Consider the following 16,937-nt stretch of genomic DNA (forward strand, 5'->3'; position numbering starts at 1 on the left):
ACTAATAGGGGCTTTTATTATTTTTAGAAAAATGATTTTTCTATACGAGAAAAGCGACGAAAACATCTCAAACTATTTTTATGTCGTTTTTTCTTTTCTTTTTTCTATGTAGTTCATGTACGCACGTCTAGAATTTTCAATATGAATTTTCGTTAAATACTCCGACATTTCTATTTCTTTATTTCGTACTGCTTTCATGATTTCAATATGTTCCCTCAATGATTCCTTACGTCTTCCAGGCGTTTCGTACCCCATATTAGCAGACATATGGATATAATCTGTTAAGCCTGATAAAATTTCAAATAGCTTCGGACTTCTCGCTGCCTTATATAGTAGGAGATTCATTTCAATATGCTCGTTCTCAAAGGTTTCGTCTGAGTGTTCCTCAATATAAAGAAGCTCCTCTATTTTTTGATCAAACTCTTTTTGAATTTCGTCTGTCATTTTTTTAGCAGCCAATTTTGCTGCTAACACTTCTAGTGAAGATAAAATCGTAAACACTTCCATAATGTCTTCATCAGAAATATTTGAAACGATGACACCTTTACGCGGAACCGTTTTTACAAACCCTTGTGATTCTAAGCGGAATAAAGCTTCTCTAATAGGTGTACGACTAATGTTTAGCTTAACAGCAAGCTCCCGTTCAATTAAGCGATCACCTGGCTTATAATGCCCCTCTAAAATCAATTCTTTTAAATATCTATACGCATGTTCCCGGATTGAAAGAAAATTAGTTTCCATCTCCATTCCATTCACCTGCCTCCCATTTCTTGCCTATTTTAAAATAGTGTATCATCATTTTGTTAAAAGTAAATCGATATTTCTATTATAGTATCTTTTAAATGAGTAATCGAGTACATAGGTGGAAATTCATTCCATTCATCCTCATACACGAACCTTTTTCTTTGTGGTCCTTTTATCTCTCAAACCTACTTTTTGATAAGTAAATCTTCTTATAGTTAACTACTTTTATTGCCTACAAATACGAACTTTAATCCCAGTTATTTTCTATGGAAATGTTTGTACACCAAAAAAGGCGATGTAGGAACAATACCTAACCGCCTCCAAAGTATTATTTTTTAATGTCTGCATCAGTAACAACTTCATAACCGTCATTTGAAAGGAACTCTTGCAATGCTTGCAGGGCAGCTGTTCCTACCGCTGTATCCTGCTCTCCATTTCCACCGCTGATCCCCACGCCACCAATAACTTCTCCATTTACTACAATTGGAAAACCGCCGACAAAGATTGCAAATTTTCCATTTAACATATGTTGTATTCCAAATGCTTCATTTCCCGGTAGGGCTGGTCCGTTTGGTTCAGTATTAAATAAATGAGTCGAGCGTTTATGCCCTGCTGCCGTATATGCTTTAGCAATAGCAATTTCAGGACCCGTAATACGAGCACCATTCATTCGTTCAAGTGCAATGACATATCCTCCGTCATCTACAATGGCAATCGTCTCTGGAACGTTGATATCCTCTGATTTTTTCTTAGCAGCTTCAATCATTACCTTTGCTTCATCTAGTTCTAATTTTAATATTTTTTTCATTTAAAATCCTCCTTTAGTAACCGATATAGACTGTTTTTATTTGTGTAAAGAATTCAAGTCCAACTCTGCCTGACTCACGGAATGTAGAAGTACTAGAGCGCTTTACTCCACCAAATGGTGCATTCATCAAATTACCTGTCGTTGTACGATTTACTTTAACTGTCCCTGCTTGAACATCTTTAGTAAATTGATGAGCGAGTTTCAAATTATTAGTAACAATCGATGCAGATAATCCATATTCAACATCGTTAGCAATTAACACGGCTTCTTCATAGCTTTCTACTTCAATTACAGCAACTACTGGGCCAAAAATCTCTTCTTTAGCAATGCGCATATCGGGCTTTACATTCGTAAAGATCGCCGGTTCAATATAGTAGCCGTTTTCGTATTTTCCATACGCAAGCTGTCGGCCACCATATTCAAGAGTAGCCCCTTCTTCTTTACCAATTCCTATATACTTCAGCACGTTTTTTAACTGTTTTTCGTTTGCTAGAGGTCCAATAATGACACTTTCGTCAAAGCCGTCGCCAATTTTTAAAGCACTTGTTTTTTCTACTAATTTCTGAACAAATTGTTCCATTACTTCCTTCATAACAATTACACGACTAGTGCCTGTACATGCTTGACCAGTAAGGTGAAAGCCTCCATTCACGGTTAGATTAACTGCCAAATCAACATCTGCGTCATCCATTACAATGAGAGGATTTTTTCCACCAAGCTCCATTTGTGTTCTTGTAGTAAAGGCTGTGTTTTTATGAATATGTTCCCCGGCACTAGTAGACCCAGTGAAAGTAACTCCTCGTATAGCAGGATGTTTAACTAATATATCCCCGATATCGGATGAACTTCCTGTTACAAAATTGATTACTCCTTTTGGTATCCCAGCTTCATGTAGCGCCTCAACGAGTCGAAATGCAATTAAAGGTGTATCAGATGAAGGCTTGAAAACAACTGTATTTCCAGTAATTAATGCTGGGGCAATCTTTCTTGATGGTATGGATAACGGGAAATTCCATGGTGTAATGACTGAAATAACACCAAGAGGCTCCCTTTCTGTTGTGACTCTCATATTTGGATCATCATTCGGGAATGTTTCCCCCGTAAAGCTTTGTCCTTCAATTGCATAATAACGAAGCGTTTCCGCTGAGCGAAGCACCTCCTGTTTGGCCGCGCTTATAACTTTTCCTTCTTCTCGTGTTAATTCTTCTGCTAGTTGTTCCACTTTCTGTTCAAGTATTGCTGCCGCCTTATTTAAAATGGCAGCACGTTTAGAAGGTGCAGTTTGTGCCCACGCAGGAAAAGCCTGGCTTGCTGCATCAATTGCTTGTTTCACGTCTTGTTCTGTCGATGCTTGGAATGTGCCGACAATATCTTCCTTATTAGAAGGGTTAACGCTTTTGAACGTTTTATTATTTACAGACTCAACCCAACTTCCAGATATGTAATTTTTATAAGTTTCTAGTTTAGTAGTTAGCAAATTTATCATCCTTTCTGAACAAGATGGCAGTTCCCTAGACGGAAACTGCCATTTTATTTTCTATTATGCTTGTACTAGAGCACCTAAATCCTTTTCAAGATATTCTCTCCATAAGCCATCCATATACATGCGACGCATTTTTGCACCAGTACGAACTACTTCCAAGCAACGTTGTTGTAACTCAGGAGTATCAGCATGATCAAGTACAATTTTGTATCCACGTTCTCCGTGAATTTCATCTGATACGATGTGTAAGTCGAAGAATTCAATCTCCTCATCTGTAAAATTGTACTTCTCACGTAATGCTGGAGTTTGTTTACGATAAATGTCTGGAACTTGAGATTCAAGTCCTACAACTAATGCTGCAGTTGCTACTACGAAGTTTTCACGTGCTGCTACCGCAAAACACCAGCTTTGTAATCCTAGCGTTGTAGGAGCCATGTTGTTAGGATCTAATACGCGCTCTCGAGTTGTTCCACAAGCTTCAGCAAATCGGATTAATAAGTCTGTATGGCGGTCGCCAGCGATTTCTTCTTCGTACATATTTTGTAATGTGAAATCTTTCGCATCTTCATATTTTGGTAAGTTTGGAGTGTTATGGTAGATATAAGCTAAGTAATCTGCAAAAGGTCCAACATAATGGTAATGATTTTCAGCCCAGCGAGCGAAGTGACTACGCTCTAATTTTCCTTCAGCCCATGCAACAGTAAAAGGTGCTTTTTGGCTGTGGTTCCCTTTAATCGCTTCTTCTAACTCCTTACGAAACTCATCTTTAGATAATAATCTAGTCATCCAAACTCCTCCTCCAATATGTTTATGTAGTTTAATAGTTTAGTTAAACAATCGAAGTATACCAAATAACTTAAAACACCTATAAAAACTACTAAATACCAGCTGTTTATTTGTATTTTGTATTTGGTATACCAACTAACCTTATAGTAACCCATTGTTTTTTGTTTGTAAATACATTTTTATTAAATTTTCTAATTTTTCTAAATTTTAAAAAGGTGCTCTACCATATAATGAGAGCGACAATGGTAGAGACTATTAAGCCTGTAGCAACAGGAAGTAAGTTTTTTCTAGCTAACTCTAAAACATTCACACCACAGAAACTAGCAACCGCTACCAATGATGACCACGCAATTAACGTTCCACCACCTGTCCACACAGATCCCATTTGACCGATTGCTCCTAGCGTACCAGGATCCATACCAACTCCAGGTGCCAATGCTCCTGATAAAGCTCCCACTAGCGGTAATCCAGAAAACCCTGAGCCTTCTAACCCAGTAATCGCTCCAGTAATTAATAGACCAAATGCCGTTAAAACCGAATTATGTGGAATGATCGATTGACCAGCCTGAACTAAATCAACTAAGAACGCTGGCTTTGCTACATTTTCTCCTAAGGAAAAAATGGTACCGCTAAAGTCCGAACTACCTAAGAAGAAGAATGCTGCAATCGGAATAACTGGTCCCATTGCACGAAATGCAAATACGAATCCTTCTGTAATATGCTCACTAATTTTATCAAGAGCTTGTAAACGACGGAACGCTACACATGTTACTACTAACAACATAGTCGCAACACCACCGATAAATGCTGCACCGTCTCCTCCTTCAAAACCACTCATTTTACCATTACCGATTTTCGTTGAAAACATAAATATAATAACTGCTAGTAGTGATAGTGGGACTAATACAGCAAAGATTTTCCCCCATTTTTCACGCTCTCTATTATCCACAGTAGCTTCTGTTGCAGCAGCTATTTCATTTGCGGAAGAGTTATTATTTACAAGTGACTGTAAATTTTGCAATGAAGCTTCACTTTCTGATTTACCGATCGATTTACGTTCAGTAAAATACGTAATCGCGATTGCAACTCCCCCTGTAATTAAAGAGAGAATCATTACCTTACCTGACACAGCTGATGTTTGAATACCTGCTGATTTTGCAGTAAGCATTGGAGCAATCTGCATAATATAGTCAGAAGATAATGCCATACCTTGTCCTGCAATAGAAACAACCATAGCACATGCAATTGGCGACAATCCAGCACGAATAGCCGCAGGTACTAATAACGTACAAATAAGCGGAACCGCAGGCGTTGGCCAGAAGAATAAAGAAATGACGTAAGTGACGACTAATAGAACAGCAAAAGCAATATGTCCGTTTTTCATCACCTTTTGCATCGGAGCAATCATTCGTTCATCTGCACCAGTATCTTTTAAAGAATGTAATAAAGCCACCATAAAAGTAATGATTAAAAAGATAGTAAATAGCTCCTTTGCTGCTACAAGATTTGCGTTGAACAACGCTTGAAATCCTCCAACAACTGATCCTTTATAAGCAACAGAAACAAGAAAGGTTCCAATGATGGTTGGCAATACAACCCCTTTTCGAAACAGCATAGTCACAATTACAACAAGTGTCATGATACCATAAAGCCAGTGAGCAACAGTTAAATCCATAAACCCCACCCTCTCATTTATAGGTACTTACAACTTACATTCTTCTTCTAGATGTAATAGCTTTAGGAGTTCGTTTGAAAGGTTTTCGAGTGCTTCACCTACAATTTTCTCCCCTATTTCAAAACTTGCCTTCGTTGCATCCCCAATGCAACCATTAGTAGTCATCTCTTCGTATCGATAAAACCCTTGAATAGCTTTACCAGGTCGTAGCTGCTTCCATCTACCTTCGTTTTGGATACTTCCTTTAGTAATTTTATTTGGTCTAATTAGATGAGGAGCCAAGTAAAGTGCTTCTGACACTTCTCGTTCACAACTGTGACCGAACAATGGCGAGTGAATAGATTCTGAGATTGAAAGTTTTGCAGATGCTGTCGTTTTAGCATAATAGATTTCTGAACCTAGCTCTTCTGACAACATGGTGCAAGCAACATTTAAAGTTGACTGATTGCCACCGTGAGAGTTTAGTAATAAAAATTTTTGAATACCATGATGTTTAAGAGATACGATCATATCCTTTAAAATTGCTATAAGCGTAGTCGGTTGCAATGAAATGGTTCCTGGAAAGTTTAAATGATGGTGCGAGACACCCATATTGACAGTAGGCGTTACAATTACATGAGGATACATTTTTTCAGCTAATTTTTCAGCCATTTTCTCAGCTAGTACAGCATCACAGCTTTCAACCATGTGAGGGCCATGCTGTTCGTGTGCACCGATTGGAATTATTGCTAGTTTTACAGTATGTAATGCATCCTTTACTTCTTCCCAAGTCATCTCAGTTAACAAATATGATTTCATATTTTCACCCCCTTTCATAGTTGTATCCGCTTACAAAACTTTCTGCTTTCGTCCTATGAATTAAACATTTAAATTAATGAGGTATTTTGTATACCTAGATGATGCAAAAAATTTACTGTGCATTTACTGGCTTTGCAACTTTCGGTATTGGGGCGTTTATATTTTCTTGTGAAATGACAATATCATCTTTGATTGTTAACTGACAGCATAATCGAATGCCTTCTTCAACCTTTTCACCAAGCATTTTCTGCTCTTTCCAGTTTGGCGGATCAAGTTTTTCTGCTCCTTCTAGCACTCTACATGCACATTTTGTACATTTTCCCATCCCGCACCCGTATTTCAGTTTTGGGAATTGACGGATGCCTGCCAACACTACTAAATTCGCGTGATCACGCACTTCTTGCTCAATAATTTCTCCTTCTACATGCAAGCGTACTTTTGGCATATGTATCCCTCCAATATAATTTTCTTAAAATTTCAAAAATTTAATCTGATTATAATTCGAATTTTTTAGAAAGTAAATACTATTATTTATTTGGAAATCTTTAACATTAAATCTCTTATCTATTCCAAAAAACTATTGCTTACAAATGCTCATTGTTTTTATTAAAAATTCAGAAAATTATATTGATTAATATTTTTTTCTGTATTACACTATGAATAGAAATTTGGTATACAAAATACCTTATACTCAAAGCTACATAATTAGATGAGGAGTGTGCAATGATGGGTAAGTATATTGTTTTGACGAATAAAGACACGTTTCAAACTATTGTAGATAACGAGGGTTTAAAGGCAATCGAAACATACCACTTCTACTTTTTTAACGAACTAAAAGCTAAATATACAATTGCCGAAGTGTTAGACGACAATATTAAAATTAAACTTTACGAAAAGTATGAAGGAAAAGAATACGTGAATGAAATTCGCGTAAAGTTCTTTGAGACATTTGAAACGATTGAAGCAGCACATGAAGAGTTATACGAAATTGTAAAAGCTCAAGGAAACAGCGAAGACTCTCAGCATTCCAAATTAGTGAAGTCGGACGTACAAACTGTATAGATTACATAGAAATAGCACTGATCCAGTGCTATTTCTTAATTTTATAGTAATCTTTTAAAATCGAAAGGCTGTTATTGAAAATAAAAAAGACAACAATTTACTGTTGCCTTCCTTTGGATTCCTCTAAATAAGCCACTCTAAACCAAACAAATAAAACATAACAATGAGTAAATAACTAATTGTATATGGAATATTCCAATTCGATACTTTAAAGGAGCTTTCTTTAACGATGCTCGACATTAATCCGATCGTCGCATTATATGGCCCTACTAAAAACGCAGAAATAGCTCCAGCAAGTAATGACACTGTTAAAATATACGGTGAAATTCCTAAGCTTTGTGGATCAAGCGCTTCTGCCATTAACGTCAAGGTTACTGCAGGATGAAGCCCTGTAAATGCAAATGCTAACGGAATTAGTGGTAATAGAATTAAAAATACTTCTGGTCCTACAATATCTTTAAAATGAGTGACTGCTATATTTACTGTTTCATTTATATTCGTACCTTTTAAAACGGAAATAAAAAAACCAGCTGACAAAAAGATAAAAAATTGGTCTTTCATTTTAAAGGAGTAGGAATGAAAATATTCCTTTAAACTATGTAAAAATGCTTTTTGTTGCTTAATGAGAAGAGACCAACCAAGAGCAAACGGAATTACTAGAATTGATACGATAATAACAAATGAATATGAAAAAAGATGTTCCGCAAATGAAATGATGAGATTGAATAGAATAATAGCTATGAAAATATGAAAAACTCTTCCTTGCGTAACCACTCCTTCTAGTGAGGCAGCAGTTTCATCTTTTACTAAATCATTTCTATGTCCTTTCGTAACATTTTTCCGTGAATTCCTTGACGCCAAAAACCAATCTAACACAATCCCCAATATACTTAACGGTAATACATATGGCAAAATTGATACCCACCTTACCCCAGTTACGCCAATTACAATACCTACGATTGGTGTAATAGGAGCCCAAAGTAGAGGCATCGCAAATCCATGGGTAATGGCTCGACTCATAAATCGATCTTCTTTTTTTATAGAAAAAAGACTTAAGGATGGTTGAATAGAATAGTAAGTCATTGGTAGAGTTGCCAAATTCATAAACATACTTAAAAAGTAAGATATTCCTGATGTCATTATGTACAATTGACCGGATGTTTTTACTTTTTTCTGTATGATCGTTTGAATGCCCTTTGCATATCCGCCCAGTTTAACCGGAAAACCTAATATAGGAATTACTGCAAACAAAGTAAGCAAATCCAGCATTGGACCGAATGAAAGGATATATTCTTTTACACTGGCGTTGTTTCTCCAAAGAAGAATGTATCCTATTAGTAAGAAAATACTTCCTATTGTTCTAACGAGCAATTTAACAGCAAACATCGTATAAAGAACAATTAAGAAACATAAAGAAGAAATAAAAAATTGTAAATCCAAATGAAACAAAGAGGAAAATAAATATAAAAAGATTACTAATCCAAACACATACTTCAACATCGTATCACCATCTTCCTCGTAAACGTGGTATACCAAAAGAGATTAATTAGTATATTTTACAAGAAATTATACCATAAATACCTAGTTTTGGTATACAATTTTCTCTTTTTCCGTTTTCACTGAAAAGATAGGTATAAGTTATAGGTGAATACATGTTGAGCTTTGACATTAAAAAGTTATTTTTTTAGTTACTTTAAACTTTATGAAATTAAATAATTGCTTAAAAAGAGGACAATCTTTATATGGTTTTAAATGTTATTATATTCAAATTCCAATGTGTTTAACCAAGTTCAAGAAGTGCAAAATTATAAAAAACCTTACCGCATTTCGATAAGGTTTTTAACTTGCCTTTTAAAGTTTCTCACTTGAATTAATTTACATTAAAAAAAGAGATTATGGATGTATCAATCCCCTTATAAATGTAAATGATAAAAGTTAAGGGAGGTGTCTTATAATGGCAAAAGATGTACTTTGCGAAGTTGATAACTGTAAATATTGGGCTTCTGGAAACAAATGTAGTGCAGATTCCATTTATGTTGTGAGCCATAAAGGGAAACAAGCTAAAAACAATGCTGAAACAGATTGTAATACATTTGAAGCTGGAATGTAATTTTCTAAAAGGGTAGCCTACTTAGAAGGTTGCCCTTTCTTATTTATAGTATTGATAATAACTATCATTTTCATTCAAATTTATTCCAATTATTTTATATTATTTACATCTCAATCTTGGACTGTTTTGATTATAATCATTAATTAATGACTACATTTCAAAAAAATTATCCCTCTCAACTTTACACACTCTTAATGCGAAGGACTCATACCAGTCTTTTTTCCCACGATCTTGAGCAACTTTGTGAGCTGCGTGCTCTTTCCAGGTCTTAATAGCATCCAATGACTCCCAATATGAAACCGTTATACCCATTCCTTGATCACGAGCACTTTCAACTCCTAGAAAACCTTCTTGACACGATGCTAGTTCAACCATTTTTTCAGACATCTTATTATAACCATTATCCCCATCTGTTCTAGTAGAACAAAATATTACAGCATAATATGGAGGATTAGGGGTTTTTGCAAATGAACTCATTTTTATCCCTCCTTTTTCTATTAATCATATTTGATTTAAGTGTTAAATAACATAGACAAATTCAAAAAAATGTAAATAAAAAAGCGATACACAGGTATCGCTTTCAGAGTGTTGAAATATATTGTAGTCAATATTGAAAAATAAAAACATTAAATGAATATCTATGAAAAAATAGTCTATTTATTATTTTATTATCTGTCATCTTATTGATAAACAAGTGATTTTGGTTGATTTATAAATGCTTTAACTAACTTGCAAAAATTAAAATATCTTCTTTTTTGACGATCAATATTTGTAAAGATGTGTAAGTCCTCATCATAAGTTAATAAGTTACAATTTGATTAATAAAGGGTAATTCATTTGTTCACTTGACTATTCTATTGTTTTTAAGATTATTATTTTTTTATAAAGAACTTGATTGGAACGAAAGGGTGCTCGACTCCTATGGGAGAAGCGGGAAGGCTGAGACCCCGCAGGCGGCGCCGAGGAGGCTCAGGTCTCGCCCCATGGAAAGCGAGCACCCTGTAGTGGAAATCAATATCACACAACTTACTTATCAATAATCAATCCAACAATTTAATTGACAAATTCTTTTTTCAACAGCATGAAAGCGATACTCAAGGTATCGCTTTCAAATATTACTCAAAAATATATGGATTTCCACTGATGTTATTTCTCATTTCTTGTGTTACTTGAAAATCCTCTTGTTGAAAATTTTGTTCAAAAATTTCTTCATTAATTCCGCTGCCATCATAATGTGTTAGATTATTTTCCATAAAAATCACCCTCTAATTAATATTAGTTTTATGCCGTAAAACTTCATTATTAGAATGTCCAATTCTGTAAAATAAATTATAAAAAACGATGCGATAGAAATCGCATCGTTTCCCACTTTTTTTATTAGTTTGTACTTGCTTTCACTTTATTTGTTAGAACAAAAGAATAAATCGCAGATAGTAAAGCAAAAATAACAATAATTCCTCCTACTAATGCATTCATTGTAACAGGAAACTGAGAAATTAAGATCCCACCTAAACTTGAACCTAAAGCAATTCCTGTATGAGAAAAAGAGTTGTTTAATCCAACTTGTATATCAGCCGAATCTTTTGCCACTTTCGCCAGACTATCTTGAACAGCAGGACTAATTGACCAAGACACAGTACCCCAAAGAACAACTATAATAAATAAAGTAATGATTGAACTAGGAGCGAATGTTAACGTTAATATCGAAATGGCTAATAATCCTAAATTAAACACTATTGTTTTACTTCCACCAAATTTATCAGTAGACCAACCACCTAACCATCCACCTAAAATTCCTGCCATACCAAATACAAGTAAAACAATACTGATTAGGTTAGTAGATAATCCCATCGTTTTCATTAAGTATGGTGTAAAGTAAGTATAAATTGTAAAATGTCCTGTTAATTGTAAAAAGGAAATTAGTTGAATCGATAAAATACTTTTATTTTTAAGTGTTGCTACTTGCTTAATCAATGGAATTGTTGGCTGACCTTTTACTTTCGGTAAGAATTTATAAATCCCTAACATAGCCAATAAGCTTAATAAACCGACTAAAACGAATGTCATTCTCCAGCCGAAATTTTCTCCGATAACTGTACCTAATGGAACACCAAAAACTAGAGAAGAACTGATCCCCATAAAAATAACTCCAATTGCTCTACCTCTAATTTCAGATGAAACGATGTTTGCCGCAGTCGTAATTGAAACAACAATTACAACTGAACAACTTGCTGCAAGTATAATACGAGCGATTAATAATACAGCGAAATTCGGACTAATGATGGAAAGCATATTTCCAAAGATAAATACTGTTAATGCGATTAATAGCAATTTTTTACGTTCCATTTTTGAGGTAATCGCTATAAAAATAGGAGCCCCAAATGCAAATACTACTGAAAAAATTGAAACAAGTTGACCAACCGCGCCAACTGAAACATGTAAATCCCCTGCAATCATTGATAGTAAACCGGTAATTATAAACTCAACGGTTCCTGCGACAAATGTTGCAATAGCTAAAATATATATACCCTTATGCATTACTTAACTCCTCAAGTATGATACTCATTTATAATAATTTTTTTGCCACATTAGTTTATTATATAGATATAACGAAAAATGTCTATGCCAAAAAAAAAACGAACCTACTTAAGATTCGTTTCGAAATTACTCTTCATTATTGTCTTTATTTGATTTAACTAGTTTTATACTTTGGTCTTCTTTATTTTCAACTAGATGCTGTAAGATGGATAATTTATTTGCCCAAAATTGCTCATAATATGATAACCATTGTTTAATCTCTAAAAATGCTTCTGGTTGTAGTCTGTATCTTCTTTCTCTACCAACCTTTCTTCCACTAATTAATTCAGCTTCAGAAAGAATATGGAGATGTTTTGCAATTGCTGTTCGACTCATTGGAAAATTACTTGATATCTCTGAAATCGGCAATTCATTATTAGCTAATAATTTAAGCACTTCTCTTCTAGTAGGATCAGCTATCGCTTGGAAAACGTCATATTTTTGTGCAGAACTGGACACTAGTTTTCAACAACCTTTTTAAGCTTCTGAACAATACCAGCCCAACCACCATTCATATTATCACGGACAATACCACTTTTTTGGTTTGGTTTTGGAAGAATTTCGTCAGCTGTTTTCCACCCACTATGGATTACCGTAAATTCAGTTTGATCCCCTAAATCCTTTAAATTAAATGATACTACCCATCCATCAACATCCCAAGTAAACGATACTCGATTTGGTTCATCAATTTCTAAAACTTTACAAGGTGATGGACCGAATGGACCTTGCAAATGAAACTCGTGACCTACGACTGGTTTAAAGTCATTTGGCATGAACCATGCAGATATACCTTCCGATGTTGATACGACCTCCCAGACTTTTTGAATTGGTGCATCGTATATAAGAGTTTGTTTAATGTCTTCAACTTGGTTTTGTACGCCCATTTTAATCCTTCTTTCTAGTTAATATAAAACCTTTTAGTTATATTTGAAATTATATACAACCATTTGGTTTCATGTCAATCTAATTTTGCGTACTTATTTTTTCCTTAAGTTTTTAAATTATGATTAAAACGTATTTTTACTATCCATACATAAAAATACTAATGAAATAATCATTTTGAGGAATTCACCTAATTGTTTCAAACCACATTTTTGATAAAATATCTTTAGTTTATCCTTCCCAGCCCATCAGTCTTAATAGTGGGAAAAAACCTCAGATTTAGAATTACGAATAGCAATTTATTCCTTTCCTATGTAAGTCAAGCGTAACGTCAATGTACATCTAAATTTGTAATCTAATTTTTTCTTCTCTTACCATCGTTAAAAATTCAGCACGCTCAGCACAAAACTCATTCTCCTCTTTAAATCCAAAATTTTTATAAAGCTGAATCGCCCTTTTATTAAACTTAGCAACTGTTAATCTATATGTGGAAAGATTAGTCATCCCTTGAATTTCTCCAAGAATATATTTGAAAAATTCACGACCAAATCCTTTCCCCGTTAAATCTGGCCTAACTCCTAATCCAATATCGACCATCCTTTTTTCATAAACACCAAACTCATTCCCTTTTGGTACTTGAGCTGACTGACCAATACAATAAAAGCCAATTAAGTTCTCATCTTGGTCAATAACCGCTAAATACTGATTATTTAATAATTCATCTAGTCCTTCTTGACTTAATTCATTATTATAAAAATCGTAAGGGGGATCATAACTCCAAGTAAGAATTTCAGTAGCGTAAGACTCTGTCATTTTACTAATGTATAATTCCATGATTTCTCCTCATTTTTCTACTTGTTAAAACTGCAAAAATAAAAAGCATTACTCATTTAAAATAGAGTAATGCTAGATTTAAATTAAGGTCTATCTAAATTTAACAACCTGATCGAGCATAATAAATTTACGAAACTACCCTATTTCTAACAAAAAAGAATACTCCGATATTAATTAATAAAATTCCTAAAAATGCTGCTAATAATAACTGAACCCCTGAAATCACACTCGCGTTATCACTAGCATTAAGGATCCACCAAATACTCGCAATGCCTAAGATGAATAGGTTAATATTAAATGCAATCGACATTGTAGCTAATACATTGTGTGTTTTATTTTGCACTTTAACTTCTAACCAAACAGATAAAATCAAGGATACGAAAATAATACTAAGGAATTCAATAAACTGTAGATTCATTCTTATTCCTCCTAAATTTTATTTGGCAATCAACTTACTATTAGGTTATTCTTTTGATTCGTTATAAAAGAAGAAATTCCTTCCAAAAAATAGCATTATCATTTCAAATAAGGACTTGTACCTATAACTTTTGGTCTAAAAATCCATCGTTTACTAAAAAAAGCAACCCTTTATCGGATTGCTCTCTCTTATCTTTTTATTTTTCATATTGAGTCCAACTAGATCCATGAATTTTATTTGAAACATTAATTATTTTTTTCTTAACTCTTTGTTCTTCAGAACCTTTTAAAAATAAAGGTTGATAATTGTTTCGGCTAGATACTGAAGAAATTGAAAATGGAACAACTCTTATTTCTTTTTGATTTGTGAGTACCCCATTATTTAGATGAAAAGTTTGTTGGAAAACAAATGTATCTTTATCTTTTGGATTTTTATTTCCGCCGAACATAAAATTCCCTAAACTATATACAATAAATTTTCCTTTATACTCTTCAATTCCCTGAACAACATGCGGGTGATGACCAACTATCAAATCCGCTCCATGGTCGATTGCATAATGCGCTAAATTTTTTTGAGTACTATTCGGTACATAGTCTCGCTCGATTCCCCAATGGAAATGGATTAGAATAATTTTCACACCACTTTTTCGTAAATTTTGTATATCATTATTAATTTTAATCCTTAAGTCAGGTGAATCATTCCAGCCTTCATAACCTAGTGCAGCAACTTTAATGCCTTTAATCATTGTTACATATTGGTCGTTATAGCCAAAATAACCTATTTTTTCTTTTTTCAAATTGTTAATCGTATCTTCAAAACCTTTTTGCAAGTAATCATGACTATGGTTATTTGCTAGATTGACCGCTTCAATACCACTTAAAGTTAATATTTTGGCATAAGAAGGATTACCTTTAAAACGAAATGTTTTAGTTGCCCTTATTTTTGCATTCGTTAATGTCGTTTCTAAATTAACAGTTGATAAATCATCTTGTTTAAAGATATTATTTAGCCCTTTTGTAAAATAAGCTAATCCATTTTTATTTGCTTCTGCTGGAAAAGAATTAATATATTGAAAATCCTCATCTGATCCAAGTGTAAAATCGCCAGCTGCACTAATTTTAATAGTCGTTTCTATATTTTCTGGTTTTGCTGTATTGTTATTATCTGGCTTTTGAACTGGTGGCTTTATAGCAGGCTTTTTAATCGGTTTTGGTTTATCTACTACTTTATTTTTAGTCTCGTTTTTTACTAAATTGCTTTCTTCATAAACTTTCTTATAAACAAAATAACTAAATCCTGATATACAGCCAAATAGAACTAATATCATAATCCATATTAATATTTTTTTACTATTTCTTTTTTCAGTATTTTTATCCTTCCGACTCCTCATATGTTTTTATTTCTCCTTTTAATATCTTTGCTAGAAATATATTTTCGATTATTAGTTAAATAAAAAAATTCTATTTCTCTTTAGTATGGATACCTGAGCCTCCCCTACTACATTTAGACAAAGATTTTACATAAAATCGCTAAAAATATTGATAAAGAAAACTCGTCAACTGACGAGCCTTTTAGGCGTAGTTGCACTTTTACTTTATTCCTAAAATTGGCTACGGCACCTTAGTACGAATCCTCGCAGCCAATTTATACTTTCTTAAAGTGAAAAAAGAGAAAGTGAGCTTTTCTCTCACTTTCTATAGAAGAAACTATTTCGTTTCTTAATTTTTCAACGTTAATACATATGCCACAAATTCATTTAGATTATCTTTTAACATCACTTTAGAAACCAATATTTTTTTACCGGATGGACTCCAAGTAATTGGCCCAGCAATCTCGTCTAAATCAGTCGATAATTGTGTTATCTTTCTAGATTTGACATCGATCACGAATAATCCTCTTTCTCCCTTATCTTCCGAAATTACGGAAAAAGCTAATGTTTTAGAGTTTGGCGACCAACCTGCACCGAAAATTTGAGTTCCAGTAGCTAAAGATACGGTCTTTCTTCCATTTTCATCGGTAATAAACAACTCTCTTTTGGTTGCTGAAATTTTTCTAACAATAGCGAATTGCTTTTGATTTGGAGATGGAATAACCCATTCAACTTTTTGCTCGTTGTATTTTTTTCTTATTAAATTAACTTTATCAGTGTTAGCATCAATCTTTTTTACTTGCCCATTTAGATCAGCCGAATACATTTGTTGAAATAATGTTGAATAAATGATTGTATGATTGTCGATCCATCGTCCTTCTGTCGGAAATGCATAAATGGTATCCGGCTCTGACACTTTAACCTTCCCAGTTCCATCAGAATTTATAATATAACCTGTACCAGAATTTCCATCCTCTGTTTGCTTATAGAAAATATGCTTTTTATCAGGTGAAATTACGGCCCCTACTTGGTCATGCTCCTCACTTGCTAATACTTCTGATTTGTTCGTGTTTAGATCATATGAAAATAAATTAATGTGATAAGTATAATCACCATTATCTGTCATAACTGATTTTGGTAATTTCGTATTTTTTTGTTCAGTTAAAATCGTATGATCATCCAGCCAATCCGTCCCACGAATACCCTCATAACGATCTATTTTCTCAAGGGCTAACTCGTTTGTTACAACCTCTTCATTTCCTGTTAATACGGTAATTTTTTTATGTTTTTTTTCAATTACGATATCTTCATTTTGACTTTGACATCCAGTTATTAATAGAAATGTACTAACTAGAAAAAAAACTTTAATCATACACTTATTAAACATCACA

19 protein-coding genes are annotated in these 16,937 nt (G+C 33.8%); 2 read left to right on the forward strand and 17 right to left on the reverse strand.

Annotation, left to right across the window (positions count from 1 at the left end):
• Positions 1 to 78: 78 nt before the first annotated feature.
• From EP747_RS13085 to EP747_RS13115, 7 genes are all read right to left on the reverse strand, one after another.
• The gene (locus tag EP747_RS13085) at positions 79 to 747 is read right to left on the reverse strand and encodes a GntR family transcriptional regulator (RefSeq protein WP_098232970.1); all 669 of its coding nucleotides are present in this window, start codon (positions 745 to 747) and stop codon (positions 79 to 81) included.
• 325 nt (positions 748 to 1,072) lie between these two features.
• A complete protein-coding gene (locus tag EP747_RS13090) occupies positions 1,073 to 1,552 on the reverse strand; it encodes a GlcG/HbpS family heme-binding protein (protein ID WP_088012216.1) in 480 nt (159 codons plus the stop codon).
• A 13-nt stretch (positions 1,553 to 1,565) separates the two neighbouring features.
• The gene (locus EP747_RS13095; protein ID WP_129690576.1) at positions 1,566 to 3,038 is read right to left on the reverse strand and encodes an aldehyde dehydrogenase family protein; all 1,473 of its coding nucleotides are present in this window, start codon (positions 3,036 to 3,038) and stop codon (positions 1,566 to 1,568) included.
• A gap of 54 nt (positions 3,039 to 3,092) precedes the next feature.
• The gene (locus EP747_RS13100) at positions 3,093 to 3,821 is read right to left on the reverse strand and encodes a TenA family transcriptional regulator (RefSeq protein ID WP_056471818.1); all 729 of its coding nucleotides are present in this window, start codon (positions 3,819 to 3,821) and stop codon (positions 3,093 to 3,095) included.
• Between the two features lie 220 nt (positions 3,822 to 4,041).
• A complete protein-coding gene (locus tag EP747_RS13105; RefSeq protein WP_129690577.1) occupies positions 4,042 to 5,496 on the reverse strand; it encodes a hypothetical protein in 1,455 nt (484 codons plus the stop codon).
• A gap of 27 nt (positions 5,497 to 5,523) precedes the next feature.
• Positions 5,524 to 6,294, reverse strand: a complete 771-nt coding sequence (locus tag EP747_RS13110; protein ID WP_129690578.1) for a creatininase family protein — start codon at positions 6,292 to 6,294, stop codon at positions 5,524 to 5,526.
• 112 nt (positions 6,295 to 6,406) lie between these two features.
• Complete coding sequence (locus tag EP747_RS13115; RefSeq protein ID WP_056471809.1) at positions 6,407 to 6,739, reverse strand: 2Fe-2S iron-sulfur cluster-binding protein; 333 nt, start codon at positions 6,737 to 6,739, stop codon at positions 6,407 to 6,409.
• A gap of 281 nt (positions 6,740 to 7,020) precedes the next feature.
• On the opposite strand from EP747_RS13115, the gene EP747_RS13120 reads away from it, so the two are divergent.
• Positions 7,021 to 7,356, forward strand: coding sequence for a hypothetical protein (locus EP747_RS13120; RefSeq protein WP_129690579.1), 336 nt, complete (start codon positions 7,021 to 7,023; stop codon positions 7,354 to 7,356).
• A 123-nt stretch (positions 7,357 to 7,479) separates the two neighbouring features.
• Here EP747_RS13120 and EP747_RS13125 read toward each other — a convergent pair whose 3' ends face one another.
• A complete protein-coding gene (locus tag EP747_RS13125; protein WP_129690580.1) occupies positions 7,480 to 8,856 on the reverse strand; it encodes a hypothetical protein in 1,377 nt (458 codons plus the stop codon).
• Positions 8,857 to 9,310: 454 nt separating this feature from the next.
• Here EP747_RS13125 and EP747_RS13130 point away from each other — a divergent pair, with 454 nt between their 5' ends.
• Positions 9,311 to 9,466, forward strand: a complete 156-nt coding sequence (locus EP747_RS13130) for a DUF1540 domain-containing protein (protein ID WP_129690581.1) — start codon at positions 9,311 to 9,313, stop codon at positions 9,464 to 9,466.
• 150 nt (positions 9,467 to 9,616) lie between these two features.
• On the opposite strand, the gene EP747_RS13135 is transcribed toward EP747_RS13130, so the two are convergent.
• From EP747_RS13135 to EP747_RS13175, 9 genes are all read right to left on the reverse strand, one after another.
• Positions 9,617 to 9,943, reverse strand: a complete 327-nt coding sequence (locus EP747_RS13135; RefSeq protein WP_129690582.1) for an antibiotic biosynthesis monooxygenase family protein — start codon at positions 9,941 to 9,943, stop codon at positions 9,617 to 9,619.
• Positions 9,944 to 10,581: 638 nt separating this feature from the next.
• Positions 10,582 to 10,719 carry a hypothetical protein gene (locus EP747_RS24245; RefSeq protein ID WP_165347037.1) on the reverse strand — a complete coding sequence of 46 codons (138 nt, stop codon included), beginning with the start codon at positions 10,717 to 10,719 and terminating at the stop codon, positions 10,582 to 10,584.
• 124 nt (positions 10,720 to 10,843) lie between these two features.
• Positions 10,844 to 12,004: an MFS transporter gene (locus tag EP747_RS13145; protein WP_129690584.1), complete on the reverse strand. Its 1,161-nt coding sequence runs from the start codon at positions 12,002 to 12,004 to the stop codon at positions 10,844 to 10,846.
• Positions 12,005 to 12,130: 126 nt separating this feature from the next.
• Entirely contained in the window at positions 12,131 to 12,502 is a 372-nt protein-coding gene (locus EP747_RS13150) for an ArsR/SmtB family transcription factor (RefSeq protein WP_129690585.1), read from the reverse strand.
• Positions 12,502 to 12,927: an SRPBCC family protein gene (locus EP747_RS13155; RefSeq protein ID WP_129690586.1), complete on the reverse strand. Its 426-nt coding sequence runs from the start codon at positions 12,925 to 12,927 to the stop codon at positions 12,502 to 12,504. The genes EP747_RS13150 and EP747_RS13155 overlap by 1 nt, the downstream gene beginning before the upstream one ends.
• A 340-nt stretch (positions 12,928 to 13,267) precedes the next feature.
• Positions 13,268 to 13,759, reverse strand: coding sequence for a GNAT family N-acetyltransferase (locus EP747_RS13160; protein WP_129690587.1), 492 nt, complete (start codon positions 13,757 to 13,759; stop codon positions 13,268 to 13,270).
• A gap of 127 nt (positions 13,760 to 13,886) precedes the next feature.
• Positions 13,887 to 14,177 (reverse strand): hypothetical protein, encoded by a 291-nt coding sequence (locus EP747_RS13165; protein ID WP_129690588.1) that lies wholly within the window; start codon positions 14,175 to 14,177, stop codon positions 13,887 to 13,889.
• 196 nt (positions 14,178 to 14,373) lie between these two features.
• The gene (locus EP747_RS13170; protein ID WP_129690589.1) at positions 14,374 to 15,567 is read right to left on the reverse strand and encodes a CapA family protein; all 1,194 of its coding nucleotides are present in this window, start codon (positions 15,565 to 15,567) and stop codon (positions 14,374 to 14,376) included.
• 328 nt (positions 15,568 to 15,895) lie between these two features.
• Positions 15,896 to 16,933, reverse strand: a complete 1,038-nt coding sequence (locus tag EP747_RS13175; RefSeq protein ID WP_129690590.1) for a hypothetical protein — start codon at positions 16,931 to 16,933, stop codon at positions 15,896 to 15,898.
• Positions 16,934 to 16,937 lie beyond the last annotated feature (4 nt).

Source organism: Gottfriedia acidiceleris (genome assembly GCF_004138285.1).
Lineage (GTDB): Bacteria > Bacillota > Bacilli > Bacillales > Bacillaceae_G > Gottfriedia > Gottfriedia acidiceleris_A.